Here is a 25,147-nt window from a genome sequence, read left to right as displayed (position 1 = left end):
ACAATCCTGATTACTGAGAGCACACCATGCGTGATTCAAATTTTCGTCGCTGGCTAACGCTGGCAATAATAAGTATCAGTGGTGGTGTAAGTTTTGACCTTGCTTATTTAAGGTATATTTACCAAATCCCCATGGCAAAATTCATGGGATTTAGCAATACCGAAATAGGCTTAATTATGAGTACTTTCGGAATAACCGCAATTATCCTTTATGCGCCGAGTGGAATTATTGCTGATAAATTCTCTCACCGCGTAATGATGACGCTGGCGATGATTGCCACCGGCCTGTTGGGGATTGTGATGGCTTTCTATCCGCCGCTGTGGGTAATGATCGTCATTCAGGTCGCCTTCGCCGTGACCACCATTCTGATGCTGTGGTCGGTCTCCATTAAGGCGGCTTCCCTACTGGGGGATCATAGCGAGCAGGGAAAAATCATGGGCTGGATGGAAGGCCTGCGCGGCGTCGGCGTGATGGCGCTGGCGGTATTCACCATGTGGGTGTTTTCGCGCTTTGCGCCGGAAGATGCCAACAGCCTTAAAGCCGTTATTCTTATCTACAGCGGCGTTTATATTGCGCTTGGCGTGCTGTGTTGGTTCTTTGTCAGCGACGGCTTTACCGGCCGCACAGAAGGTGCTCAGGCAGCCAAAAAACCGGCCTTCCAGCTCAAAGATATTCTGTCCGTTTTACGGATAAGTACCACCTGGTACTGCAGTATGGTGATCTTCGGGGTTTACACCATTTATGCCATCCTGAGCTATTCCACCAACTATCTGACCGAGATGTACGGCATGTCGCTGGTGGCCGCCAGCTACATGGGCATCGTGATCAATAAAATCTTCCGCGCCTTTTGCGGCCCGCTGGGCGGCATTATTACGACCTACAGCAGAATTAAATCGCCCACTCGCGTGGTGCAGTTGCTCTCTATTGTTGGCGCAGTCGCACTGGTAGCGCTGCTGGCGACCAACGCCAATCCTCAGTCCGTTGCGATGGGCATTGGGCTTATTTTGCTGCTGGGGTTCACCTGTTACGCCTCACGCGGGTTGTACTGGGCCTGCCCCGGCGAAGCGAGAACGCCGCCCTATATTATGGGAACCACCGTGGGTATCTGTTCGGTCATCGGCTTCTTGCCGGACGTATTCGTATACCCGCTTGTCGGCCACTGGCAGGACACCCTGCCCGCAGAAGAAGCCTACCGCAACATGTGGCTGATGGGATTAGCCGCACTGTGCATGGTCATCGTGTTTGCCTTTTTGCTGATTCGCAAAATTCGCGCCGCCGACATCGCACAGGAAAAATTGGCATCGCTGGCCGCAACGGGCGAGTGATGAGGGAAAATTGAAGGAGAAAGGCAATGTCGAAGCAATACATCATTGGGATTGATGGTGGGAGCCAGAGTACAAAAGTCGTGATGTACGATCTGGCAGGTAATATCGTCTGCGAAGGCAAGGGGCTGCTGCAGCCGATGTACACGCCGGACGCGGATACCGCCGAACACCCTGACGACGATCTGTGGGACTCGCTGTGCCGCGCCGGGCAGGATTTAATGAGCCACTTCACAGGAGACATAAGTGCGATAGTTGGGATTGGCCTCGGCTCCATACGCTGCTGTCGCGCCTTATTAAAGGCCGACGGCACCCCAGCTGCGCCGCTGATCAGCTGGCAGGATGCCCGCGTCACCCGCCCCTACGAGCACACAAATCCTGATGTGGCCTGGGTGACTTCATTCTCGGGTTACCTGTCCCATCGCTTAACCGGCGAGTTCAAAGACAATATCGCCAACTATTTTGGCCAGTGGCCGGTGGACTACAAAACGTGGTCATGGAGCGACGACGGCGAAGTGCTGAAGAAATTTAATATTCCGCGCACCATGCTGTTTGATGTTCAAATGCCGGGCACGGTCATTGGCCATCTCACAGAAAATGCAGCGAAGGCTACGGGCTTCCCGGCCGGATTACCGGTCGTTTGTACCACCAGCGATAAGCCGGTTGAAGCGCTTGGGGCCGGGCTGCTGGATGATGAAACGGCGGTGATTTCTCTCGGCACCTATATCGCGCTGATGATGAACGGCAAAGCGCTGCCAAAAGCCCCTGTGGCCTACTGGCCCATTATGTCGTCTGTGCCTGAAACGCTGTTGTATGAGGGCTACGGCATCCGCAAAGGGATGTGGACGGTAAGCTGGCTGCGGGACATGCTGGGCGAGTCATTGATTCAGGATGCCAAAGCGCAGAATCTTTCCCCGGAAGGGTTATTGAACAAGAAAGCCGCGCTGGTGCCGCCGGGCTGTAACGGCTTAATGACCGTGCTGGACTGGCTGACCAACCCCTGGGAACCGTTTAAGCGTGGGATCATGATAGGTTTTGATTCCAGCATGGACTACGCGTGGATTTACCGCTCGATCCTCGAAAGCATCGCCCTGACGCTGAAAAACAACTACGACAATATGTGCCATGAGATGGACCACTTTGCCAAACATGTGATCATCACTGGCGGCGGCTCCAACAGCGACCTGTTTATGCAGATCTTTGCCGACGTGTTTAACCTGCCGGTCAGGCGTAACGCGATCAACGGCTGCGCAAGTCTGGGTGCGGCAATCAACACCGCCGTCGGGCTGGGGCTGTATACCAGCTATGAAACCGCCGTCGAAAAAATGGTGCGGGTCAAAGACGTGTTTATGCCCGTTGAAAGCAACGCTAAACGCTATGAGGCGCTAAACAAAGGCATTTTCAGGGAGTTAACGCAGCACACTGACGTTATTCTGAAAAAATCGTATCAGGTGATGCACGGCGAGTTAGATAACACGGACTCGATTCAAAGCTGGTCCAACGCTTAACTAGCGGTTTACGCCGGGTGTGATGGCTACACCCGGCTTTGCTCATCAGGCAATATTCAAATACTTGTGCGTCTGCATCGACAGGCGCCAGTTGCGCGCGATGCAGGTTTCGATGCACAGACGCGTCGCGTCCTCTTTTTGGCTTATAGGCTGCAACGCGATGATGCGGCTTTTCTCATCCGTCAACGTAGCCAGCAGTTCGTCCAGCGCTTCGACGTCACGCATACGCCCAACCGGGTGCTTAATTTCATCCGCGCGTTCCAGCGCCTGGGAGAGAATGTCGTACCCGCCGCGCATGTTCACCTTCGGGGAAACCGTCACCCAGGTATTTGCCGTGCAGCGCACTTCATGCGTGCCGCTGGTTTCTATCTGGCAGCTAAACCCGTTTTTCTCGAGCAAATCTGTCAGCGGCGTGAGGTCGTGAATGCACGGCTCACCGCCGGTGATCACCACATGCCTCGCGGTATAGCCCTGGCGGCCAATCACGGTAACTAGATCTTCGGCGCTTGCCGCGCCCCATTTATCGCTTTCTTTAGTTTTGGCCAGGATACTGAACAGCGACACTTCACGATCCGCGAGCTTATCCCAGGTATGTTTGGTATCGCACCAGGCGCAGCCTACCGGGCAACCCTGCAGGCGAATAAAAATGGCGGGCACGCCGGTAAAATAGCCTTCCCCTTGCAGGGTCTGGAACATCTCGTTAATCGGGTACTGCATAATCATCTCAGTCATAGTCACAAAAAGTAATTATCGCAGAACTGGCGATGGAGATCATGCGAAAGCGGCTGCACCACGGCGATACCTGATGCCCATGTCGCGCAAACATTCTCTATTCTCACGGTTACTGTGTGCCAGTTCTCAACTTTCTTATGGTGATTAAACGTTCGTTCCTCATGTTGATCGTCGTCATAACAGCACTTATTGCTAACTTCTAGCATCCCTCTGGCTTTCCCCCTGAAATTACATAAGGAAATGATAAATGGATGATTCTTCTGTTCCCGGACAACAAAGAGTTGGGCCCGCCGCCTGGTTTAGCCTGCTGTTTGCGATGGTCTTTTTTTCTGGCCTGTTAGGCGGAAAAAACTGGTACGGGGTGTTTGACTTCACCACGCTAAACGGCGCCTTTGGCAAAGTGGTCAGCGGCGTTAACCCGGCCGGAGAATCGCTGGATGTTGCCAAAAGCGCCTTCCGCGGCAACGGCGGGTATGGCGCAATGGACGGTTTTCTCTTCGCTTTCGGCCTGATTCCCGCCGTGATGTTTGCGCTGGGCATGATTAACGTGCTGGAACACTACGGCGCGCTGCGGGCCGCAAGAAAACTGCTGACCCCTCTCCTTCGTCCCCTGATGGGCGTGCCCGGTGCCACGGGCCTTGCGCTAATCGGCAGCCTGCAGAGTACCGACGTTGGCGCGTCACTCACCCGCGTGCTTGCCGATGAAGGCCAGATTACCGAAAAAGAAAAAACCGTGTTCACTATGTTCCAGTTTTCCGCTGGCGCCATGATCACCAACTTTTTCTCTTCCGGGGCCGTGCTCTTCACGCTGATCGCCGTTGACGGCAGCCAGGCCGTGCCAAGCTCTATCGGCATGTGCGTCGCCGTGATGTTCATGATGAAAATCGTAGGGGCAAACATGATGCGCCTGATCCTGAACGTCACAGAACGGAAAACAAAAACGGAGGCGCAACATGGCTGATGCAGCAAAACCGATGATCACCGATGTCTTTGTTGCCGGCGCGCGCAAAGGCTGGACCATCGCCACAACCAGTACGCTACCTAACGTGTTGATGGCATTCATTATTATCTATGCGCTTGAGCTGACGGGCGCGCTGCAGGGCATGGCGTGGCTGTTTGGCCCGGTAATGAAACTCTTTGGACTGCCCGGTGAAGCCGCTGCAGTGCTCATCGGCGGCTGGATGTCGATGGGCGGCGGCGTAGGCGTCGCTATCAGCCTGTTTGAAAGAGGCATTCTCAGCGGCGAACACCTGGCGATTCTCGCACCGGCCATCTATTTGATGGGCTCTCAGGTGCAGTACGCCGGGCGTATCCTCGGCGTGGTCGGTATTCCGGCGAAACGCATTCCTCTGATGATAGCCCTTTCCGTACTCAACGCATTTTGCGCCATGCTGATCATGCGCGTGCTTATTCTGGAGTAACCCATGGATCTGAAACAGTATCTTCAAGAGTTAAAAAGCGTCGTGAATATCGACTGCGGCACCGCCACCGTTGCGGGCGTGGAAGAAGTCAGCCGTATCTTTCAGCAATGGTATCTGTCAGAAAACTGGCACTGCGACAGCGTCGACCTGGGGAACAAAGTGGGGCCGGGCTTGTTCGCCACGAATAAGCCTGACGCCACACAGTACGACGTTTTGCTGGTGGGGCATATGGATACCGTCTTCCCGCCGGGAACCGTCTCAGAGCGCCCTTTCAGCATTGAAGGCGACCGCGCCTATGGGCCAGGCGTGTCAGACATGAAAAGCGGGTTGTTATCTATTCTTTGGGCTCTACGCGGCCTGGACAAAGCCGATCTTGATCGGTTAGCTATCGCCGTGGCCATGAACCCGGACGAAGAAACGGGTTCAGCCCATTCACACGAATGGATGGGCGGCATAGCAAAACGCAGCCGCTGCGTGCTGGTGTGCGAGGCGGCAAGAGCCGACGGCTCTCTGGTGAAAGCCAGAAAAGGCATGGCCCGTTACCGCCTGACTTTTAAAGGCGTAGCCGCCCATGCGGGCAACGATCCGGAAAAAGGCCGTTCTGCGGTGAAAGCGCTCGCCCACGCGGTGCTGGCAATCAGCGATCTGGCCGATACGACGAAGGGTACCACGTTGAACACCGGCGTGATTTCCGGCGGCGTTGGGGCGAATATCGTGGCGGATCGCGCGGAGATGATTGTCGATCTCCGCTTCAATGATAACGACGAATATCTGCGGGTTAACGAGGCCGTTCAGTCGTTCCGCCACCGCCAGTTCGAGCCTGATGTGTTAACCATCGTCGAACAGCAGGCACAAACGCCCGCGATGTCACCTTCCGCTGAAACGGAAAAGCTGATGAAGCTGGTGGAAAAAGCCGGTCAGGCTATCGACGTGGAAGTTCGCTGGCAGGCGGTGGGAGGCGGCTCAGACGCCAACCACACGGCGGCCCTGGGCGTACCTTCCCTGGACGGGTTTGGCCCTGTCGGCGCGGGTTTCCATTCCCCTTCCGAATATCTGGAGCTCAACAGTATCGAACCACGGGTTCGACTGCTGCGCGAAGTGATCCGCTCGCTGTAAAAGCAGAATTTTATCCGCATGAGGTTTGTCATCAGCCTGAAGGCCGGTAAGATCCCGGCCTTGTTCATTTCGTAAAAACCAAAGACGAAAAAAAACCCGCCGAAGCGGGTTTTTCAAAGTCTAAAGCAGCAGTAAGAACTTACTGGCCTTTAACTTCTTTCAGACCATTGAACGGTGCTGGGGTGCCCTGTGCAGCCAGAGCTTCTTCGATACGAATCAGCTGGTTGTACTTAGCAACACGGTCAGAACGGCTCATAGAACCGGTTTTGATCTGGCCAGCAGCGGTGCCCACAGCCAGGTCAGCGATGGTCGCATCTTCGGTTTCGCCAGAACGGTGAGAGATAACCGCAGTGTAGCCAGCGTCTTTCGCCATTTTGATCGCAGCCAGAGTTTCGGTCAGGGAACCGATCTGGTTGAATTTGATCAGGATGGAGTTAACGATGCCTTTTTCGATACCTTCTTTCAGGATCTTGGTGTTGGTTACGAACAGATCGTCACCAACCAGCTGGATTTTGTCGCCCAGCACTTTGGTCTGGTATGCGAAACCAGCCCAGTCAGATTCGTCCAGACCGTCTTCGATAGAAACGATTGGGTAATCTTTGGTCAGGTTTTCCAGGAAGTGAGTGAACTCTTCAGAGGTGAACGCTTTGTTGCCTTCGCCAGCCAGAACGTATTTGCCGTCTTTGTAGAACTCAGACGCTGCACAGTCCATTGCCAGGGTAACATCTTTGCCCAGCTCGTAGCCTGCTGCTTTAACCGCTTCAGCGATAACAGCCAGCGCTTCTGCGTTGGAACCCAGGTTAGGCGCGTAGCCACCTTCGTCACCCACAGCAGTGTTCATGCCTTTGGACTTCAGCACTTTTGCCAGGTTGTGGAACACTTCAGAACCGATACGTACCGCTTCTTTCAGAGTTTTCGCGCCAACAGGCTGAATCATGAATTCCTGGATATCAACGTTGTTGTCAGCGTGCTCGCCGCCGTTGATGATGTTCATCATTGGCAGAGGCATAGAGAATTTGCCTGGGGTGCCGTTCAGTTCAGCGATGTGAGCGTAAAGCGGCAGGCCTTTAGAGGCAGCAGCAGCTTTAGCAGCAGCCAGGGAAACAGCCAGAATGGCGTTTGCGCCAAACTTGGATTTGTTCTCGGTGCCATCCAGATCGATCATGATCTTATCGATGTTAGCCTGGTCTTTAGCATCTTTGCCAAGCACAGCTTCAGCGATCGGGCCGTTAACCGCAGCAACAGCTTTCAGTACGCCTTTACCCATGAAACGAGATTTGTCGCCATCGCGCAGTTCCAGAGCTTCACGGGAACCGGTAGAAGCACCTGATGGTGCAGCTGCCAGACCAACGAAACCGCCTTCCAGGTGAACTTCGGCTTCAACAGTCGGGTTACCGCGGGAGTCGATGATTTCACGACCGATCACTTTCACAATTTTGGACATAGTAGGTTTTCCTCAAGTCACAACGTTAAACTAAAACTCCAGACAAACAACGCGCGAAAATGTCGCGCGTTGCCGTTCTAACTCTGCTTACTTCGCCTGGCGTTTCTGGTACTCACCGGCGGCTTTCACGAAGCCTGCAAACAGTGGGTGCCCGTCACGCGGAGTCGAAGTGAATTCCGGGTGGAACTGGCAGGCAACAAACCATGGATGATTTGGCACCTCGATGATTTCCACCAGTTGGTCATCACCGGAACGACCTGCAACACGTAAACCAGCTGCTTCAATCGGTTTCAGCAGCATGTTGTTGACTTCGTAGCGATGGCGATGGCGTTCAACAATAGTTGGCTCACCGTACATCTGGCGAACCAGGCTACCGTCGGTCAGCTGGCACTGCTGGCCGCCGAGGCGCATGGTGCCGCCCAGATCGCTCTTCTCGCTGCGCACTTCAACATTGCCTTCTTCATCGCGCCACTCGGTGATCAACGCCACCACAGGGTACTTACAGTCTGGCACAAATTCAGTGGAGTTGGCGTTATCCATGCCCGCCACGTTACGGGCGAACTCGATAAGCGCAACCTGCATACCCAGGCAAATGCCGAGGTACGGGATGTTGTTTTCACGGGCATAGCGCGCGGTGGCAATCTTGCCTTCAACGCCGCGGTAGCCGAAGCCGCCAGGGATCAGAATCGCATCCAGACCTTTCAGCAGCTCAACGCCACGGGTTTCAACATCCTGTGAATCAATCAGCTTGATGTTCACGGTCAGACGGTTTTTCAGCCCGCCGTGTTTCAGCGCTTCAATCACCGACTTATAGGCATCCGGCAGTTCAATGTACTTGCCGACCATACCGATAGTGATTTCGCCCGTTGGGTTGGCTTCTTCATAGATAACCTGTTCCCATTCTGCCAGATTGGCTTCCGGCGCGTTCAAGCTGAATCGTTTACAAATATAATCGTCCAGCCCCTGGGATTTCAACAGGCCTGGAATTTTATAGATAGAATCGACGTCTTTCAGAGAGATTACCGCTTTCTCTGGAACGTTACAGAACAATGCAATCTTCGCACGTTCGTTGGCCGGTACAACGCGGTCAGAACGGCAGATCAGCACGTCTGGCTGGATACCAATGGAAAGCAGTTCTTTTACGGAGTGCTGAGTCGGCTTGGTTTTCACTTCACCGGCTGCGGCCATGTAAGGCACCAGCGTCAGATGCATGTAGAGCGTGTGCTCACGGCCCACTTCTACCGCCATCTGGCGAATCGCTTCAAGGAACGGCAGGGATTCGATGTCACCGACGGTGCCGCCGATTTCAACCAGCACCACGTCGTGGCCTTCGCCGCCTTCCAGAATACGTTCTTTAATGGCGTTGGTGATGTGCGGGATAACCTGCACGGTCGCGCCAAGATAGTCACCACGGCGTTCTTTACGCAGAACGTCAGAGTAGATACGACCGGTGGTGAAGTTGTTGCGGCGGCTCATCTTGTTACGGATGAAACGCTCGTAGTGACCCAGATCCAGGTCGGTTTCAGCGCCGTCTTCGGTAACGAACACTTCCCCATGTTGAATAGGGCTCATGGTACCCGGATCGACGTTGATGTACGGATCGAGTTTCATGATGGATACGTTGAGGCCACGGGCTTCAAGAATAGCTGCGAGGGAGGCTGCGGCAATGCCTTTACCCAGAGAGGAAACGACCCCGCCGGTCACAAAAATATAGTTCGTTGTCATGCTGAACCTGAGAAGTTAGGTTTAAAGACGATGGAATAACCAGGACGGGAAAGTAGTATACCCGAACAGCATGGGCGCCACAAACATTCATTCTGTTCCCCGGAAATCAATCCGGCCCCACAGTCAGGCTAAGAAAATAGCCCTTCCGTGAGAAATGTTTTTGACGCAAATCAATCGCTTGTTAAATAAAAAGCGCTAAAAAGTGCAGCTGATAGCAAAAACGCTTTAGATTTCAGTTTCCTGGCGTTTCACTTCTTGCCACGCTTTTTCCATAATTTCCAGCCCGGCCTGCTCCATGGTTAACCCCTGAGCGGCGACAATCGCCTCCACTTTTCGGAAACGAGCCTCGAATTTTCGGTTAGCTTTTTGTAACGCCACCTCAGCTTTGGTGCCCAAATGGCGAGCCAGATTGACGGTGGCGAACAATAAATCACCCACTTCTTCTTCCAGCTTTGCCTCGTCCACCACGGCCTGCTGGGCTTCAAACATGACTTCGTCGATCTCTTCGTGCACTTTATCCAGCACCGGGCCAAGCGTCTTCCAGTCAAAGCCGACGTTTGAGCAGCGTTTCTGGATTTTTTGCGCTCGCATCAACGCGGGCAGCGCCTCTGGGATGTCGTCCAGCGCCGAGTGTTGTGCCTTCTGCGCGCGCTCTTCAATTTTGATTTGCTCCCACTTCGCCAGCACTTCACCGCTGGTCGCGGCGTCGCCGTCAGCAAAGATATGCGGGTGGCGGCGTTCAAGCTTGTCGCCAATCTCCTGGCAGATATCTTCAAAATTAAAACGCCCTTCTTCCTGCCCCATCTGGGCGTAAAACACCACCTGGAACAGCAGGTCACCCAGCTCGCCGCGCAGGTCGTCAAAATCTTCACGATTAATGGCGTCAAGCACTTCATAGGTTTCTTCGAGCGTGTAAGGGGCGATGGTGGCAAAGGTTTGCTCGCGATCCCACGGGCAGCCGTTTTCAGGGTCACGCAGACGCTGCATGATCCCGAGCAGGCGGTCGATTTGAGTCATTGTAATTCCTTGTTTTTTTTACCCTCACTAGCCTCCTCTCCCTAAAAGGGAAAGAGGGCTGGATCGAGTAGAATTGTTCTTAGGGGCGAGGGGCAATCAATTAGCCGTGCAGCCTGCGGGCATCGATAATGTCCGGCACCTGGTTGAGTTTGCCCAGCACGCGGCCAAGCACCTGCAGGTTATAGATCTCGATAGTCATATCGATGGTGGCAAGCTGCTGTTTCGTGTCACTGCGGCTGGCCACGCCAAGCACGTTGACTTTTTCGTTCGCCAGAATCGTGGTGATGTCGCGAAGCAGGCCGCTGCGGTCGTTCGCCGTGACGCGCACCACCAGCGAATAACCGCTGGAGTAGCTTTCCCCCCAAACAGCATCGACGATACGTTCCGGCGCGTGGGATTGCAGCTCGGCCAACTGGTCACAGTCGGCACGGTGAATCGAGATCCCGCGCCCCTGGGTAATAAAGCCGACGATTTCATCCCCCGGAATCGGCTGGCAGCAGCGGGCGATATGGTGCATCAGATTTCCGACGCCCTCAACGACCACACGACCATTGTCTTTACTGCGCGACTGCGGCGGCGAATAGCTTTTTTGCGTCAGTTGACGTAGCGCGGCGGCATCCTGCTCCTCGGCGCTTGGCTTATTAAACTGCGCCTGCAGGTAGTTGCTCATCTGGTTGAGGCGGATGTCGCCCCCGCCGATAGCCGCCAGCAGCTCTTCAATTTCGTTGAAGTTGTAGCGCGGCAGCAGCGTTTTCTCTGCTTCCTTCAGGCTGATGCCCAGATGCTCAATCTCATCGTCCAGGATCTGGCGTCCGGCAAGAATGTTCTTGTCCCGGTCCTGCTTGCGGAACCAGTTGTGGATCTTCGCGCGCCCGCGGCTGGTAGTGATGTACCCGAGGTTAGGGTTCAGCCAGTCGCGGCTCGGGTTCGGCTGCTTCTGGGTGATGACCTCGATCTGGTCACCCATTTGCAGCTGATAGGTAAACGGCACGATGCGCCCGCCAATTTTTGCCCCGATGCAGCGGTGCCCGACATCACTGTGAATATGGTAGGCAAAGTCCAGCGGCGTCGAGCCAGCAGGCAGGTCAACCACGTCCCCTTTCGGCGTAAACACATACACGCGGTCGTCAAAGACCTGGCTGCGGACTTCGTCAAGCATTTCGCCCGAGTCGGACATCTCTTCCTGCCAGGCGATAAGCTTACGCAGCCACGCAATGCGGTCTTCATGGCCGGAACTGCCGCTGCGCGCATTGCCTTCTTTGTACTTCCAGTGCGCGGCCACGCCCAGCTCAGACTCTTCATGCATCTGCTTGGTGCGGATCTGAATCTCTATGGTTTTGCCGTTCGGACCAAGCACCACGGTATGAATAGACTGGTAGCCGTTCGGTTTAGGGTTTGCGACATAGTCGTCAAACTCATCCGGCAAATGGCGGAAGTGAGTATGCACTATCCCCAGCGCCGCGTAGCAATCCTGCAGGCGCTCGGCGACGATACGCACCGCACGCACGTCAAACAGCTCGTCAAACGCGAGGTGCTTTTTCTGCATTTTGCGCCAGATGCTGTAGATGTGTTTTGGTCGGCCATAAACTTCAGCCTTTACGCCCTCTTCTTTCATCGAAGAACGTAATGTGCCGACAAAATCGTCGATGTACTGCTCGCGATCGATCCGGCGTTCGTGCAGCAGCTTCGCGATACGCTTATATTCTTCCGGGTGCAGGTAGCGGAAACAGTAATCTTCCAGCTCCCATTTGAGCTGGCCAATACCGAGGCGGTTCGCCAGCGGGGCGTAAATGTTGGTACATTCTTTGGCCGCCAGTACGCGCTCATCTTCCGGCGCATCTTTCACTTCACGCAGATGGGCTATACGTTCCGCAAGCTTGATGACCACGCAGCGGAAATCATCCACCATCGCCAGCAGCATGCGGCGAACGTTATCCACCTGGTCGGAAGAAACAGAGTCGTTATGGGTCGCTTTCAGGTGGCGGATCGCGTCCATGTCGCGCACGCCGTGAATCAACGTCACCACCTGCTTGCCGACGCTTTCCAGCATCACTTCTTCGCTGACTACGCCAGCATCCGCCAGCGGGAACAGCAGCGCGGCACGCAGCGTATCGTTGTCCATGCTCAGCATCGAGAGGATTTCGACCATTTCCACGCCGCGCCACAGCAATAATTCAGCGTCAGGATGACCTTTGGTCTGGCGTTCACAATACGCCCAGGTTTCGGCTAAGCGTTCACACGATTGCTGGTTGGAAATCCCGAGGCTTGCAATCCATTTTTCGGGCGCAAATTCGCCAGCTTTGTTGAGATGTGCACTTCTTACCGCAACCATTATCCTCTCCTGTCGGGCTAACGCTCAGGCCAATAAGCCTGATTAACCCTTTCAATTACGCTCAAAGAGCGCCATAGACTCCAGATGCCCGGTGTGGGGGAACATATCGAGCATGGCCAGTCGTTTAATGTGGTACCCGGCGGCCAGCAACGTTTCGCTGTCGCGCGCAAGCGTGGTGGGGTTGCAGGAAACGTACACCACGCGGCTCGGCTCCAGTTTGATGACGTGCTGCATAACACCCGCCGCACCGGCACGCGCCGGGTCGAGCAATATTTTAGTAAATCCTTGTTGCGCCCAGGGCTGACGCGTCACGTCATCTTCCAGGTTTTCATGGAAGAATGTCACGTTTTTCAGCGCATTACGCTGAGCATTATATTCACCTTTCGCCACCAGCGCAGCAACGCCCTCGACCCCCACGACCGCGGCGGCTCGTTTTGCCAACGGCAGGGTGAAATTCCCCATTCCGCAGAACAAATCTAGCACCCGATCCTCAGGCTGCACCTCCAACCACTCGATCGCCCGCGCCACCATTTGCTGATTCACCGCGTCGTTAACCTGGATGAAATCTCGTGGACTAAAGGTTAAGCGTAGCCCGTCTGAATGATACCAGGGCTCTTCCTCGGCCAGGGATTCCAGACTGTCGCTGTCCGGGGCGAGGAATAACGCCACCTGATGGGAATGCGAAAACTGTTCCAGTTTTTCCCTATCGTCTTTGCTGAGCGGGGCCAAATGGCGCAGCACCATCAGCGGCCCACCGTCGGCCAGAACCAGTTCCACGTGCCCTAACCGGTTCACGATACTTAATTCAGACAAGCACTGGCGTAAAGGATTCAGTAATGCTTCAAGCCGGGGCGCCAGGACGGGGCAATGATGAATATCCACCAGCGCTTTATCGCTCGCCTTACGAAAACCCATCTGTAAGGTTTGCGTGCGGGGCAGATAATTCAACCCCAGCCGCGCGCGACGCCGGTATCCCCATGCCCCGGCAGAAATAATTTCATCCACCTGACGAGGCTGTTCGCGCTCGCCCATCATCCGCCCAAGCGCCTTAGATTTTGCCTCCTGCTGCAGCGCCACGCTCGCGTGCTGCTGCTGGCAGCCGCCGCAAACCCCAAAATGCGGACAGCGCGGCTTCACCCTTTCCGGGCTGTCGTTTAAACGGCGCTTTACCTCAGCCTGAGCGTAGCTACGCTTATCTTCGGTAATGCGAACCTCAACCTGTTCGCCGGGCAGTGCCCCACGAATAAAGAGCGCTTTGCCTTTGTGGCGCGCGACGCCCTGACCAAATGGATCGAGGTCGGTGACGGTCACGGTAAGTAATTCACGATTCGTATCGCGTCGCTTTGCAGAGTAGAATTGCGCCATGATGTAAGTAGATGTGTTCTCAAATGTCACTGTTGCTTTTATTGTCCCATATCGGAACCCCATGACCAACTACAGCCTGCGCGCACGCATGATGATCCTGATTCTGGCCCCGACGCTGTTGGTCGGTTTACTGCTCAGCATCTTTTTCGTTGTCCATCGTTACAATGACTTACAGCGTCAGCTGGAAGATGCCGGCGCCAGTATTATTGAGCCCCTGGCGGTCTCCAGCGAATACGGCATGAACTTCCACAGCCGGGAGTCGATTCGCCAGTTAGTCAGCGTGCTGCACCGCCGCCATTCGGATATCGTGCGGGGCATTTCAATTTACGATGACAGTAACAAGCTGTTCGTCACCTCTAATTTTCAGCATAACGCCGCTCGCCTGAAGCTGCCCGACGGGGAAAAGCCCCCGAAAGATCTCACCGTCACCCGCGCGGGCGACATTATGATCCTGCGAATGCCGATTATTTCCGAAAGATGCTCACCGGATGAGTCCGCTGAAACCAACGTCAAACAAAGCAACAGCACCCTCGGCTACGTCGCCATGGAGCTGGATCTCAAATCCGTTCGCCTGCAGCAATACCGCGAAATCTTTATCTCCACTTTGATGATGCTGTTCTGTATCGGCATTGCGATGCTGTTTGCCTATCGCCTGATGCGCGACGTGACCGGGCCGATCCGCAATATGGTAAATACCGTGGACCGCATTCGCCGCGGGCAGCTCGACAGCCGCGTGGAAGGGTTTATGCTGGGCGAGCTGGATATGCTGAAAAACGGCATTAACTCGATGGCAATGTCGCTGACGGCGTATCACGAAGAGATGCAGCACAACGTCGACCAGGCCACATCCGATCTGCGTGAAACCCTTGAGCAGATGGAAATTCAGAACGTGGAGCTCGATCTTGCCAAAAAGCGGGCTCAGGAAGCCGCCCGTATAAAATCTGAGTTTCTGGCAAATATGTCCCACGAGCTGCGAACGCCGCTCAACGGCGTTATTGGCTTCACTCGTCTGGCCTTAAAAACTGACCTCACGCCAACCCAGCGCGATCACCTCTACACGATTGAACGCTCGGCCAATAACTTGCTCACCATCATTAATGACGTGCTGGACTTCTCCAAGCTCGAAGCGGGCAAGCTTCTGCTGGAATCCATTCCCTTCCCGCTGCGCAACACGCTGGATGAGGTGGTAACTCTGCTGGCACATTCCGCCCACGACAAAGGCCTTGAGCTGACGCTAAACATCAAAAATGACGTGCCGGATAATGTGATTGGCGACCCTCTGCGCCTGCAGCAGGTGGTCACCAATCTGGTGGGTAACGCGATTAAATTCACCGAAACCGGCAACATCGACCTGCTGGTGGAAAAAAGGGCGGAAGGTAACAACAAAGTTCAGATTGAAATGCAGATCCACGACACCGGCATCGGCATTCCTGAACAGGAACAATCGCGTCTCTTCCAGGCCTTCCGCCAGGCGGATGCCAGTATTTCCCGCCGCCACGGCGGCACCGGGCTGGGGCTGGTGATCACCCAGAAGCTGGTGAATGAAATGGGCGGTGATATCTCCTTCCACAGTAAACCGAATCGGGGCTCAACGTTCTGGTTCCACATCAGCCTGGATCTGAACCCGAACGCCGTGAACGACAGGCAAGTGCTGGACAAACTGGCAGGTAAACGCCTCGGCTACGTCGAGCCAAACGCAACCGCCGCGCAGAGCACCCTGAATTTGCTGCAAAATACGCCGCTGGACGTCGTGCACAGCCCGTCGCTCACCGGACTGCCCGATGAGCACTACGATATTCTGCTGTGTGGCATTCCCGTCACCTTTACAGAAACGCTCACGCTGGCAAACCCTAAGCTCGCCAAAGCGGTCACCATGGCAGATTGCCTGATTCTGGCCTTGCCCTGCCATACCCAGGTCGGTGCAGAAGAGCTTAAGCGCCAGGGCGTGGCGGGCTGCCTGTTAAAACCGATCACCTCTACGCGCCTGTTCCCGATGCTGCTTGAAAGCTGCCCGAAAGCTAATCTGGCTCTGCCGTTCGTTGAACATAGCGATAAGCTGCCGATGGCTGTCATGGCGGTGGACGATAACCCGGCCAACCTGAAGCTGATTGGCGCGTTACTGGAAGACAGGGTTCAGCAAGTTGTGCTGTGTGAAAGCGGCACCCAGGCGCTGGAGCGCGCCCGACAAATGAACATCGACATTATTCTGATGGACATTCAGATGCCGGAAATGGACGGCATCCGCGCCTGCGAGCTGATTCGCCAGTTGCCACATCACCAGCAAACCCCGGTGATTGCTGTTACTGCCCACGCGCTGGCGGGGCAAAAAGAGAAACTCATGAGCGCCGGCATGAACGACTATCTCGCCAAGCCGATTGAAGAAGAAAAGCTGCATCGCCTGCTGATGCGCTACCATCCGGGCAATATCGGCCAGCTTCCCGTTCAGCAGGAAGACCCCGTCCCGCCGGCGATTAATATCAATAAGACGCTGGACTGGAACCTGGCGCTGCGGCAGGCCGCCAACAAAGCCGATCTCGCCCGGGAGATGCTTGACATGCTGCTGGCTTTTTTACCGGAAGTGAGAAATGTTCTCGAAGAACAGCTGGTGGGAGACAAGCCCGAAGGATTAATTGATATCGTGCATAAACTGCACGGAAGCTGCAGCTACAGCGGTGTCCCTCGGATGAAAAAACTCTGCCAGACGCTCGAGCACGAGCTGCGTCACGGCGTAGCACCAGAGGAGATGGAGCCTGAAATTCTGGAGCTACTGGACGAAATGGATAATGTCGCGCGGGAAGCGAAGAAATATCAGATTTGAGCTTAAATCGGATGCGAAGAGGGATCCCGCACGCCCTCTTTGCTTTTACAAAAATGTTAGCCTTTAGTCATGCCGCGCCACATCACGTCAAAGCCGGCAGATTTGTATTCATCCCTGCGTGAAGGATCGCGTCCGGCAAATTCCATCGTGGTTTCGGCCAGGCCAAAGAAAATAGCGTCGGCAAATGCCGACTCAATGCCGGTCAGCGCCTCGTTGGTGATACATTCCTTCGACAGGTCACGCAGATCCGGGTAAGCAAGGTAAACCATTTCCAGCGTTTCGGACGTGATCTTGCCGGAAACCGCCAGCTGGCGCATCGCTTTACGCGCATTCATATTCACCAGCCCCCAGTCGATGTAATTCCCCCACACCGTCCTGGTGCGCTCTTTGCTTGAGGCATGTCGATCGTAGGTCTTCATCAGCTCGTTGCCAAGATCTTGCTTATGATGAAGATAAACGGCGTTCAGTAACTCGTCTTTAGTCGGGAAATAACGGAACAATGTCCCTTCGGCAACGCCCGCCTTTCTGGCAATTAAAGAGGTCGCCGCCCCTAATCCCAGTTCCGCTATCGCATCGGTTGCCGCATCGAGTAATGCTAATCGTTTATCTTCACTTTTTGGACGAGCCACGGTTCCTCACAAGCCAGTTATCTGAGTGGATAGGATTTCAACCATCGGGATCGCCGCGATCGCTGAATGTCATGTTCTTTATCATACCGTAAATTTTGTTGACGGTTGACCTTGTCTGCCTATAATGAGTGTTTACTCACTCAATAGCAATATAACCCACACAATTTCTACGAGAATTCTTTATGGCTGCCGCGCAATCTGGCAAGCGTTCGTTAACCCTAAAATTCATGGTCGTGATTATGTTATTAGGCCTTACTGCCACTAGTGCTGCGCTGTTCCCGATGACTGAATTTGGCAAACTGCCACAGGGCAGCCGCCTTGAACGCATCCAGCAATCCCCCCAGTACCGCGACGGCAAGTTCCACAATCAGCAGGACACGCCAATGATGACCGGCAAACGCGGTCGCATTGCGGCGCTGTGGGATTTCTTTTTCGCCCGGCCAGATACGGTAAAACCCGATCGTCCCCTGCCGCTGATCAAAACCGATCTGGCGAAGCTTGATAAACAGCAGAATCTGGTGGTGTGGCTGGGCCATTCCTCCTGGTTTATTCAGCTCGGCGGCAAACGCATTCTTATCGATCCGGTGTTCAGCCACTATGCCGCCCCGTTCGCCTTTCTGAACAAAGCGTTTGCGGGCGATTATCCGTGGCGAGCGGAAGATATGCCGGACATAGACACTTTGATCATCTCTCACGATCACTGGGATCACCTGGACTACCCCACGCTGCGGGCGCTTAAGCCAAAGATTAAGCAGGTAGTCACCCCGCTTGGCGTTGGCGCACATTTTGAAGCCTGGGGCTTCGATCCCGCGCTTATCCACGAACTGGACTGGCAGGAAAAAGTCGCCATTGACGATGAATTAACGATTCACGCTCTGCCGGCACGCCACTTCTCTGGCCGCGGGTTAACCGGCAACAAAACGCTGTGGGCAAGCTTTATGTTCGTTACGCCGCAGCGAAGAGTTTATTACAGCGGCGATTCCGGCTACGGCCCGCATTTCAAACAGATCGGTGAGCAATTTAGCGATATCGATCTCGCGATCATGGAAAACGGCCAGTATGACGAAGGCTGGAAATACATCCACATGATGCCGGAAGAAGCCGCTCAGGCGACGGAAGACCTGGGGGCGAAAACCATGGTGCCAGGGCACGCAGGCCGGTTTGCATTGGCGAACCACAGCTGGGACGAACCTTTCCGCCGCATTGCCACCGCCAGCAAAGGCCGCAGCTATCAGCTGCTCACGCCGGAAATGGGGCAAATACTGGAAGTCAGTCAACCGCGTCAGGCCTTCGATGCCTGGTGGGAATAGCGTTATCAATTATCGAACGAGCAAGATGTAGAAGGAGGTGATATGTCCATGCCTAAAGATTTTATGGAATCTCTGCTTGAGTGGGTCGATGGCAACATGCAGCGCCCGCTGCGTATTGAAGAAGTCGCCAGGCAGTCCGGCTACTCGAAGTGGTACCTGCAGCGGATGTTCTCAGACTGGGCGGGGAAAAGCCTCGGCGCCTACATTCGTGAACGTAAATTGCAGTTAGCGGCAGAAGATCTGAAAAATACCGAGGACAAAATCCTCGATATCTCAGTGCGCTACGGTTTTGATTCGCAGCAATCTTTTACCCGCACGTTCGGGAAACGGTTCAATACCTCTCCCGGCGCCTACCGTCGCGAGCACGAACCCCCGCTTAATTAAGACCTTTTCTGGGTGGGTATGCGCCGCTTACCCACCCTGTTTTCACTTACTTCAGTAAAGTCGCCCACTGCTCAACCCACGGGCCGGAAACCACTTCAGGCTCCGGATGGTCGTTGGCGTCAATCGTTAAAACCTCAGCAATGCGGGTTGCGCCCTGCTCCTGCAATAAAGCGTCAAACTGCTTGCCGCCGCCGCAGAAGTGGTCGTAGTTGCTGTCACCCAGCGCAATCAAGCCGTAATGCAGTTCAGGCTGGTAACCCAGCTGATCTTTGATGGCCTGAAAAAGCGGAACAATGCTGTCCGGCAGATCGCCCTGCCCCGTCGTGGACGTGACCACCAGCGCATAATGGTTGCGGTAATATTGCCACTCGGTCAGGTCGGGATCTTCAAACACCTTTGCCTGATGGCCGTGTTTTTTCAGAATAGTTTCGGCTTCTTCCGCCACTAACAGCGCATTGCCGTACATCGTGCCTACAAAAATACCCACTTCGGCCATCGGTAACTCCTTAAGAATTAGGGACAAGGCTTATCCTGGCAGCTCGCCGGATCACACTCACTATTTTCAACATCCGGCAACAGACCGCGCCAGCCAAATTGTGTCAGCATTTGCATCCAGGTCTCATCCAGCCCCGCTTTTAGCGTCAGCGGTTCCCCGGTAACAGGATGCTTTAAAGAGAGCTGGCTGGCATGCAGCATCAGGCGCTGGCAACCGAAATGCTCCGCCGCCCCGCGATTCTGACGCAAATCGCCGTGTTTGGAATCGCCAATAATGGGATGCCGAAGATGCGCCAGATGCCGCCGAAGCTGGTGTTTACGGCCAGTCTTTGGCTCAAGCTCCACCAGGCTGTAGCGCGCGCTTGGATAACGCCCCACCGCCACCGGCATTTCGACCGTTGCCAGCCCGCGATAATGCGTCACTGCGGGCTGTGGCCCTTTGTCCTGGTCGCTATATTTATCGGCGATTTTATCCAGCTCTTCAACCAGCGGATAATCCAGCACGGATTCGTCCTGCAGCCAGCCGCGCACCACGGCATGGTAGAGTTTCTGCATTTGATGCTGCTCAAATTGCTGTGACAGCAGACGACCTACTTCGCTGGACAGCCCCATCAGCAGCACGCCAGAGGTTGGTCTGTCGAGGCGATGAACGGTAAAAACGTGCTGGCCAATCTGGTCGCGGACGGTTTGCATCACCACGACTTTTTCGTGTCTGTCCAGCCAGCTGCGGTGAACCAGCCAGCCGGACGGTTTGTTCACGGCAACCAGCCATTCATCCTGGTAAATAATCTCCAGCATCAACCCTGTTCCGCGTCAAACAGTGCATCCAGCTCAAGCAGCACGGCAAGGAGAGGTTCACGCACGGCATGCGTCGCATCCAGCGCCATCTCATAATAAGGGGCGATAGCAAAGGCGTCAGGCAGAGGATGCTGGCTGTCCAGCAGCGCGTGCATACGAGGGATCAGGACCCATTGTAACCATTCGTGGGGCTGCAGCGTATCCATGCAGAAAGGCTGCGTGCTCTCGAATGCTGTGGGATCGGGAGGCAGGCCCTGCCAGAGGGAATGATCGCGCAGGATCTGCTCAATGGTGAGTAAATGATGGCGAACCAGCGTCTGGCGCTCCATGAAAACCTCATTCGTCAGTGGAAAAGAGCGGTACAGAATAACACTTCTTCGCTGCCCGTGAAAAAGGCATAAAAAAAGGGAGCACTGTTTACACAGTGCTCCCGGTTCGTTTCGCAGCTAATCCAGCTACTTTTTATGCTCCCTGCTCATCCATGACAACTTTGTCCTCTGGTCTCCTGACCAGCAATCCATCGCCAGGGCTTCCTGCTGCCATCATCCTGATGGGTGTCCAACATCATCCTGACGCGAAATCCTTAAGTCTTCCTGACCCACCGCACTCCTGTTACGGCTCTCATTCTCCGTCCTGGAGGTGTCCTTTAACTCTGCCTGAGTTATCCATGCTTCATCTGTGAAGCCTTCCTTGTTCGCCATCCCGGCGGGTTCCTTTTGTAAGAAGCGACATCATCCTAATGTCTCCTTCATTACGTCGACATCCTGTCGATGGGTATAGAATCCCCTATTTGCCCGCATGTGACAAGGCATGCAGCGGTGCTGCGGGCAAAAACTTTCATTCGGAACTTTCCTAAAACAAAAATAACTCATTGTTTTATAAGGATATCGACAAATGAGAGTCGCTTTCATCTGCCGTCAAATGTAGCGATCTCTCACATGGCTTGTAAGAGATCTCTCACAAGGCCTTGGGCAAAAAAGCTAGATCACCTGTGGCGTTAAGGCATTCAGAAAGTCAGGAAGAGAGGCGGAAAGCACGGTCCGCTGCGGGGTGCCGATTCTTTCAAGCACCACTTCACCTGTCAAGTTGCAGAGTGAGACAACTTCCATTTCATCGTCAGTCGTCGCTAAAAATAGCGTCGGAGATAACTTCAAACGCTTCTGCGTCACCAGATGACCAATCAAATTTTCCTGCACGCGAACAAAGTCGTCCTCGCTCCACGCCTGCAGCAGCGTCAGCGCAGTATTCCCATGTACGGCGGGCATATCGCCGGCAAATTGCGTGGTGTAAAACGCTTCAACGGCAGGTTGGAGGGAAATATCCAATGCTCGCTCTACGGCGCTTAAATCCGCTTCGGGTATAAACGGCTGGGGCTGCCAGCGCACGTCTCCCCCGGTGGTCGTTACAATGCACGGCGAAGGAATGCCGTACAGTGCTTCACTGGCAGGCCAGCCTCCCGTTTCCTCCTGCCACTGGTCGCAAAAACGGCGGGTAAACTCTTTAAGGGCAAAGGCGACTTCGTTCATTAATTTCTCACTCGCGTAGGCTGGGGTACAATAAAAGCCAATTGTACCTTTATCTCGGTGAAACATGTCCTACGAAAATCACCAGGCTCTAAGTGGCCTGACGCTGGGTAAGCCCACGGCTTATCAGGATCAATACCAGCCTTCGCTACTGCAGGCCGTACCGCGCAGCCTGAATCGCGACCCGCTTGGCCTCCACGCCGACAGCCTGCCATTCAGCGGCGGCGACATCTGGACGCTCTACGAACTCTCATGGCTGAACAGTAATGGCCTGCCTCAGGTCGCCGTGGGCCATGTGCAGTTAGACGCCAATAGCGTCAACCTTGTGGAGTCCAAAAGCTTTAAGCTCTACCTGAACAGCTTTAACCAGACCCGCTTCGCCGACTGGGAAACCGTCCAGGCAACGCTGAAGCGTGATTTAAGCGCCTGCGCCGAAGGCGACGTCAGCGTGGTACTGTTCCGCCTGCATGAGCTGGAAGGCCAGGAAATCGCAGCGTTCAGCGGAGAATGCATCGATGAGCAGGACATCACCATCGACAGCTACGACTTCAATGCAGATTATCTGCAACAGGCCGCGGGGGATGAGATCGTGGAAGAGACGCTGGTTAGTCACCTGCTGAAGTCCAACTGCCTGATCACCCACCAGCCAGACTGGGGCTCCGTACAGATTCGCTATCGTGGTCCAAAAATCGATCGCGAAAAGCTGCTGCGCTATCTGGTCTCCTTCCGCCATCACAACGAGTTTCATGAGCAGTGCGTAGAGCGCATCTTTAATGACCTGCAGCGCTTCTGCCAGCCGCACTCGCTCAGCGTCTACGCACGCTACACGCGTCGGGGCGGGTTGGACATTAACCCGTGGCGGACGAATACCGATTTCCATCCTGCTTTTGGCCGCCTGACCCGCCAATAAGTGCGAAATAGCTCCCAGCGCCAAAAGTGAATGTGGTTTACGGGTTGTTAAAGTGAACAAGCCAGGGCTATTGTAATCTGTGAGAACGGCACTTTTCGTTCCGTAAGGAGTTCACTTGATTACACATATTAGCCCGCTTGGCTCAATGGATATGTTGTCGCAGCTGGAAGTCGATATGCTTAAACGCACCGCCAGCAGCGACCTTTATCAACTGTTTCGTAACTGCTCACTGGCGGTCCTTAATTCCGGCAGTCAAACCGACAGCAGCAAAGAGCTGCTTTCTCGCTACCAGAACTTTGACATCAATGTGTTACGCCGTGAACGTGGCGTAAAACTCGAACTGATTAACCCCCCGGAAGACGCCTTTGTTGACGGCCGAATCATCCGCGCGCTGCAGGCTAACCTGTTTGCCGTCCTGCGCGATATTCTGTTTGTTAACGGCCAGATTACCAACGCAGGCCGTTTTCAGCATTTGAACAAAGAAAACTCTATTCATATCACCAACGTGGTGTTTTCTATTTTACGAAATGCCCGCGCGCTGCACGTGGGTGAAGCCCCGAACCTGGTGGTTTGCTGGGGCGGGCACTCCATTAACGAAAACGAATACCTGTATGCCCGCCGTGTGGGCACTCAGCTCGGCCTACGCGAGCTGAATATCTGCACCGGCTGCGGGCCGGGGGCGATGGAAGCACCGATGAAAGGTGCTGCCGTCGGCCACGCCCAGCAGCGCTATAAAGAAGGGCGTTTTATCGGCCTGACGGAACCTTCGATTATCGCCGCCGAGCCGCCTAACCCGCTGGTCAACGAGCTGATCATCATGCCGGATATTGAAAAACGCCTTGAGGCGTTCGTGCGTATTGCCCACGGCATTATTATCTTCCCTGGCGGGGTCGGTACCGCAGAAGAGCTGCTCTACCTGCTTGGCATTCTGATGAATCCGCACAACCACGATCAGGTACTGCCGCTGATCCTCACCGGGCCGAAAGAGAGCGCGGATTACTTCCGTGTGCTGGATGAATTCATCGTTAGCACCCTGGGCGAGAAAGCACGACAGCATTATAAAATCATCATCGACGACGCAACTGAAGTCGCCCGCTTGATGAAAAAAGCGATGCCACAGGTGAAAGAGAACCGCCGTGAAACCGGTGATGCCTACGGCTTCAACTGGTCCATTCGCATCTCGCCGGATCTGCAGATGCCGTTTGAACCGACCCACGAAAACATGGCTAACCTGCAGCTCTACCCTGATCAGCCTGCGGAAAAGCTGGCCGCCTCGCTGCGGCGCGCCTTCTCAGGCATCGTTGCCGGCAACGTGAAGGAGCCAGGTATTCATGCCATCGAAAAATACGGCCCGTACAAACTGCACGGGGACCCGGACATGATGAAACGCATGGATGTTCTGCTGCAGGGCTTTGTCGCCCAGCACCGCATGAAGCTGCCCGGCAGCGCCTACATTCCCTGCTACGAAATAGTGCGTTAACCTTCCAGGGCGGCCAGCGGTCGCCCTTCTTTTTCCTCTTCCACGTTCATTATTTACAATGAAGATAACCATTTAAAACCGCGTCTAAAATGCTTCTGCAATATATTTGTTAAGCTCTCCCCCTGATTTATATCGTGCTTTTAAATAAATAACGCTCTGGTTTTACATATTACTCTATATAATCTCATTCACATTAATGGCAATGGCCTAATAGATCTCCCATTTCAATAATATAAAATCATCACCTGCCGCCCCCCAAGAAATATCAAGTCTCATAGAGTTGTTGTCTTTCGTACTAAACCAATCATTTACAATGCTTACAACTATTTATCAAATATGCATTATCATGATAAAAACAAGCTCGCAGCACCTCGCCGCACGTCTCTTTATTCAGAAGCATTAAAACAAACGATCGCACTATAATCGCATAATATTTAAAACATCATTGCAGCATGCGCAGTTTAATTAAGAGAGAAAAAACATTAATTAAGAGAAAAAAACACTGAGCAGCCTGTAAGCCATGCTCAAATACGCTCCCAATCAAAACTTTGCAGTGGTGGCTTTTATGCCTGCTCGTGGCCTAACTCATAACTTGCTCTTAGCTGTTTTCATCGTTCTGCCCATGCACGCTTTTGCTGGCCCGGTGATCAATGTGGGTCCGTTAAATGAGTATATCTATTCCGGTAAAAACACCCTCGCCAAACGCATTTATAACTCCGGGGATGCCACGGCATTTGTACGCGTTGAGGTTAGTGAAATAGTTTATAACGAGCACAGCCCGGCAAAGGAAATTCCGCTTGATAATGCGGCCATTGTTA

At 54.2% G+C, this 25,147-nt stretch carries 21 protein-coding genes and 1 pseudogene; 11 read left to right on the top strand and 11 right to left on the bottom strand.

What is annotated here, in order from left to right; translation table 11 throughout:
* The first annotated feature begins 26 nt into the window (after positions 1-26).
* Both WFK85_RS17430 and WFK85_RS17425 read left to right on the top strand, forming a co-directional pair.
* Positions 27-1,325, top strand: coding sequence for an MFS transporter (locus WFK85_RS17430; RefSeq protein ID WP_166995592.1), 1,299 nt, complete (start codon positions 27-29; stop codon positions 1,323-1,325).
* A 26-nt stretch (positions 1,326-1,351) separates the two neighbouring features.
* Positions 1,352-2,830, top strand: a complete 1,479-nt coding sequence (locus WFK85_RS17425) for an FGGY-family carbohydrate kinase (protein WP_336709405.1) — start codon at positions 1,352-1,354, stop codon at positions 2,828-2,830.
* Between the two features lie 45 nt (positions 2,831-2,875).
* On the opposite strand, the gene queE is transcribed toward WFK85_RS17425, so the two are convergent.
* Positions 2,876-3,547 carry a 7-carboxy-7-deazaguanine synthase QueE gene (gene queE, locus WFK85_RS17420; protein WP_336709404.1) on the bottom strand — a complete coding sequence of 224 codons (672 nt, stop codon included), beginning with the start codon at positions 3,545-3,547 and terminating at the stop codon, positions 2,876-2,878.
* Positions 3,548-3,809: 262 nt separating this feature from the next.
* Between queE and WFK85_RS17415 the strand changes: the two genes are divergently transcribed.
* From WFK85_RS17415 to WFK85_RS17405, 3 genes are read left to right on the top strand one after another with little or no spacing between them, the layout of a single operon-like run.
* Complete coding sequence (locus tag WFK85_RS17415; protein ID WP_008458376.1) at positions 3,810-4,523, top strand: nucleoside recognition domain-containing protein; 714 nt, start codon at positions 3,810-3,812, stop codon at positions 4,521-4,523.
* Positions 4,516-4,983 (top strand): YjiG family protein, encoded by a 468-nt coding sequence (locus tag WFK85_RS17410; protein WP_008458378.1) that lies wholly within the window; start codon positions 4,516-4,518, stop codon positions 4,981-4,983. The genes WFK85_RS17415 and WFK85_RS17410 overlap by 8 nt, the downstream gene beginning before the upstream one ends.
* 3 nt (positions 4,984-4,986) lie before the next feature.
* On the top strand, positions 4,987-6,099 hold the full coding sequence (locus tag WFK85_RS17405) for a M20 family metallopeptidase (RefSeq protein ID WP_336709402.1): 1,113 nt from the start codon (positions 4,987-4,989) through the stop codon (positions 6,097-6,099).
* Positions 6,100-6,238: 139 nt separating this feature from the next.
* Here WFK85_RS17405 and eno read toward each other — a convergent pair whose 3' ends face one another.
* The 5 genes from eno to rlmD all read right to left on the bottom strand — a co-directional run bounded on the left by eno (position 6,239) and on the right by rlmD (position 13,982).
* Positions 6,239-7,543, bottom strand: coding sequence for a phosphopyruvate hydratase (gene eno / locus WFK85_RS17400; protein WP_008458382.1), 1,305 nt, complete (start codon positions 7,541-7,543; stop codon positions 6,239-6,241).
* A gap of 87 nt (positions 7,544-7,630) precedes the next feature.
* Positions 7,631-9,268, bottom strand: a complete 1,638-nt coding sequence (gene pyrG / locus WFK85_RS17395) for a glutamine hydrolyzing CTP synthase (protein ID WP_008458383.1) — start codon at positions 9,266-9,268, stop codon at positions 7,631-7,633.
* Between the two features lie 225 nt (positions 9,269-9,493).
* Positions 9,494-10,285, bottom strand: a complete 792-nt coding sequence (gene mazG / locus WFK85_RS17390; protein WP_008458385.1) for a nucleoside triphosphate pyrophosphohydrolase — start codon at positions 10,283-10,285, stop codon at positions 9,494-9,496.
* A 100-nt stretch (positions 10,286-10,385) separates the two neighbouring features.
* A complete protein-coding gene (relA, locus tag WFK85_RS17385; protein ID WP_008458386.1) occupies positions 10,386-12,617 on the bottom strand; it encodes a GTP diphosphokinase in 2,232 nt (743 codons plus the stop codon).
* A 51-nt stretch (positions 12,618-12,668) separates the two neighbouring features.
* Positions 12,669-13,982, bottom strand: coding sequence for a 23S rRNA (uracil(1939)-C(5))-methyltransferase RlmD (rlmD, locus tag WFK85_RS17380; RefSeq protein WP_336709439.1), 1,314 nt, complete (start codon positions 13,980-13,982; stop codon positions 12,669-12,671).
* 61 nt (positions 13,983-14,043) lie between these two features.
* Here rlmD and barA point away from each other — a divergent pair, with 61 nt between their 5' ends.
* Complete coding sequence (gene barA / locus WFK85_RS17375) at positions 14,044-16,800, top strand: two-component sensor histidine kinase BarA (protein WP_336709399.1); 2,757 nt, start codon at positions 14,044-14,046, stop codon at positions 16,798-16,800.
* A gap of 56 nt (positions 16,801-16,856) precedes the next feature.
* Here the strand turns inward: barA and WFK85_RS17370 are convergent, their stop codons facing one another.
* On the bottom strand, positions 16,857-17,429 hold the full coding sequence (locus WFK85_RS17370) for a TetR/AcrR family transcriptional regulator (protein WP_008458392.1): 573 nt from the start codon (positions 17,427-17,429) through the stop codon (positions 16,857-16,859).
* Between the two features lie 182 nt (positions 17,430-17,611).
* Here WFK85_RS17370 and WFK85_RS17365 point away from each other — a divergent pair, with 182 nt between their 5' ends.
* Together WFK85_RS17365 and WFK85_RS17360 are read left to right on the top strand one after the other, a co-directional pair.
* Complete coding sequence (locus WFK85_RS17365; RefSeq protein ID WP_336709397.1) at positions 17,612-18,739, top strand: MBL fold metallo-hydrolase; 1,128 nt, start codon at positions 17,612-17,614, stop codon at positions 18,737-18,739.
* A 42-nt stretch (positions 18,740-18,781) separates the two neighbouring features.
* The gene (locus WFK85_RS17360) at positions 18,782-19,123 is read left to right on the top strand and encodes a helix-turn-helix domain-containing protein (RefSeq protein ID WP_008458396.1); all 342 of its coding nucleotides are present in this window, start codon (positions 18,782-18,784) and stop codon (positions 19,121-19,123) included.
* 46 nt (positions 19,124-19,169) lie between these two features.
* Here WFK85_RS17360 and WFK85_RS17355 read toward each other — a convergent pair whose 3' ends face one another.
* The 4 genes from WFK85_RS17355 to syd all read right to left on the bottom strand — a co-directional run bounded on the left by WFK85_RS17355 (position 19,170) and on the right by syd (position 21,942).
* A complete protein-coding gene (locus tag WFK85_RS17355) occupies positions 19,170-19,619 on the bottom strand; it encodes a flavodoxin (protein WP_039297682.1) in 450 nt (149 codons plus the stop codon).
* Between the two features lie 17 nt (positions 19,620-19,636).
* Complete coding sequence (gene truC / locus WFK85_RS17350) at positions 19,637-20,416, bottom strand: tRNA pseudouridine(65) synthase TruC (protein ID WP_336709395.1); 780 nt, start codon at positions 20,414-20,416, stop codon at positions 19,637-19,639.
* A complete protein-coding gene (locus tag WFK85_RS17345) occupies positions 20,416-20,745 on the bottom strand; it encodes a YqcC family protein (protein WP_008458400.1) in 330 nt (109 codons plus the stop codon). Before WFK85_RS17345 ends, truC begins: the two co-directional genes overlap by 1 nt.
* Positions 20,746-21,396: 651 nt before the next feature.
* Positions 21,397-21,942 (bottom strand): SecY-interacting protein, encoded by a 546-nt coding sequence (gene syd, locus WFK85_RS17340; RefSeq protein ID WP_166995572.1) that lies wholly within the window; start codon positions 21,940-21,942, stop codon positions 21,397-21,399.
* A 64-nt stretch (positions 21,943-22,006) separates the two neighbouring features.
* On the opposite strand from syd, the gene queF reads away from it, so the two are divergent.
* The 3 genes and pseudogenes from queF to WFK85_RS17325 all read left to right on the top strand — a co-directional run.
* Positions 22,007-22,849 (top strand): NADPH-dependent 7-cyano-7-deazaguanine reductase QueF, encoded by an 843-nt coding sequence (gene queF, locus WFK85_RS17335; protein ID WP_336709394.1) that lies wholly within the window; start codon positions 22,007-22,009, stop codon positions 22,847-22,849.
* A gap of 115 nt (positions 22,850-22,964) precedes the next feature.
* A complete protein-coding gene (gene ppnN, locus WFK85_RS17330) occupies positions 22,965-24,329 on the top strand; it encodes a nucleotide 5'-monophosphate nucleosidase PpnN (RefSeq protein ID WP_008458407.1) in 1,365 nt (454 codons plus the stop codon).
* 520 nt (positions 24,330-24,849) lie between these two features.
* Positions 24,850-25,147 (top strand): annotated as a pseudogene (locus tag WFK85_RS17325) (hypothetical protein); the annotation flags it as partial.

The sequence above is a fragment of the Cedecea sp. VD22 genome (assembly GCF_037150195.1).
In the GTDB taxonomy this organism is placed as follows: Bacteria; Pseudomonadota; Gammaproteobacteria; order Enterobacterales; family Enterobacteriaceae; genus Cedecea.
The sequence above is the reverse complement of the archived record's forward strand: the minus strand, read 5'-3'. Positions and strand labels throughout refer to the sequence as shown.

Bases quoted from the DNA above. Each gene is read 5' to 3' on its own strand.
- WFK85_RS17430 (WP_166995592.1), top strand. From the start codon at position 27: ATGCGTGATTCAAATTTTCGTCGCTGGCTAACGCTGGCAATAATAAGT.
- WFK85_RS17425 (WP_336709405.1), top strand. From the start codon at position 1,352: ATGTCGAAGCAATACATCATTGGGATTGATGGTGGGAGCCAGAGTACA.
- queE (WP_336709404.1), bottom strand. From the start codon at position 3,547: ATGCAGTACCCGATTAACGAGATGTTCCAGACCCTGCAAGGGGAAGGC.
- WFK85_RS17415 (WP_008458376.1), top strand. From the start codon at position 3,810: ATGGATGATTCTTCTGTTCCCGGACAACAAAGAGTTGGGCCCGCCGCC.
- WFK85_RS17410 (WP_008458378.1), top strand. From the start codon at position 4,516: ATGGCTGATGCAGCAAAACCGATGATCACCGATGTCTTTGTTGCCGGC.
- WFK85_RS17405 (WP_336709402.1), top strand. From the start codon at position 4,987: ATGGATCTGAAACAGTATCTTCAAGAGTTAAAAAGCGTCGTGAATATC.
- eno (WP_008458382.1), bottom strand. From the start codon at position 7,543: ATGTCCAAAATTGTGAAAGTGATCGGTCGTGAAATCATCGACTCCCGC.
- pyrG (WP_008458383.1), bottom strand. From the start codon at position 9,268: ATGACAACGAACTATATTTTTGTGACCGGCGGGGTCGTTTCCTCTCTG.
- mazG (WP_008458385.1), bottom strand. From the start codon at position 10,285: ATGACTCAAATCGACCGCCTGCTCGGGATCATGCAGCGTCTGCGTGAC.
- relA (WP_008458386.1), bottom strand. From the start codon at position 12,617: ATGGTTGCGGTAAGAAGTGCACATCTCAACAAAGCTGGCGAATTTGCG.
- rlmD (WP_336709439.1), bottom strand. From the start codon at position 13,982: ATGGCGCAATTCTACTCTGCAAAGCGACGCGATACGAATCGTGAATTA.
- barA (WP_336709399.1), top strand. From the start codon at position 14,044: ATGACCAACTACAGCCTGCGCGCACGCATGATGATCCTGATTCTGGCC.
- WFK85_RS17365 (WP_336709397.1), top strand. From the start codon at position 17,612: ATGGCTGCCGCGCAATCTGGCAAGCGTTCGTTAACCCTAAAATTCATG.
- WFK85_RS17360 (WP_008458396.1), top strand. From the start codon at position 18,782: ATGTCCATGCCTAAAGATTTTATGGAATCTCTGCTTGAGTGGGTCGAT.
- WFK85_RS17355 (WP_039297682.1), bottom strand. From the start codon at position 19,619: ATGGCCGAAGTGGGTATTTTTGTAGGCACGATGTACGGCAATGCGCTG.
- truC (WP_336709395.1), bottom strand. From the start codon at position 20,416: ATGCTGGAGATTATTTACCAGGATGAATGGCTGGTTGCCGTGAACAAA.
- WFK85_RS17345 (WP_008458400.1), bottom strand. From the start codon at position 20,745: ATGGAGCGCCAGACGCTGGTTCGCCATCATTTACTCACCATTGAGCAG.
- syd (WP_166995572.1), bottom strand. From the start codon at position 21,942: ATGAACGAAGTCGCCTTTGCCCTTAAAGAGTTTACCCGCCGTTTTTGC.
- queF (WP_336709394.1), top strand. From the start codon at position 22,007: ATGTCCTACGAAAATCACCAGGCTCTAAGTGGCCTGACGCTGGGTAAG.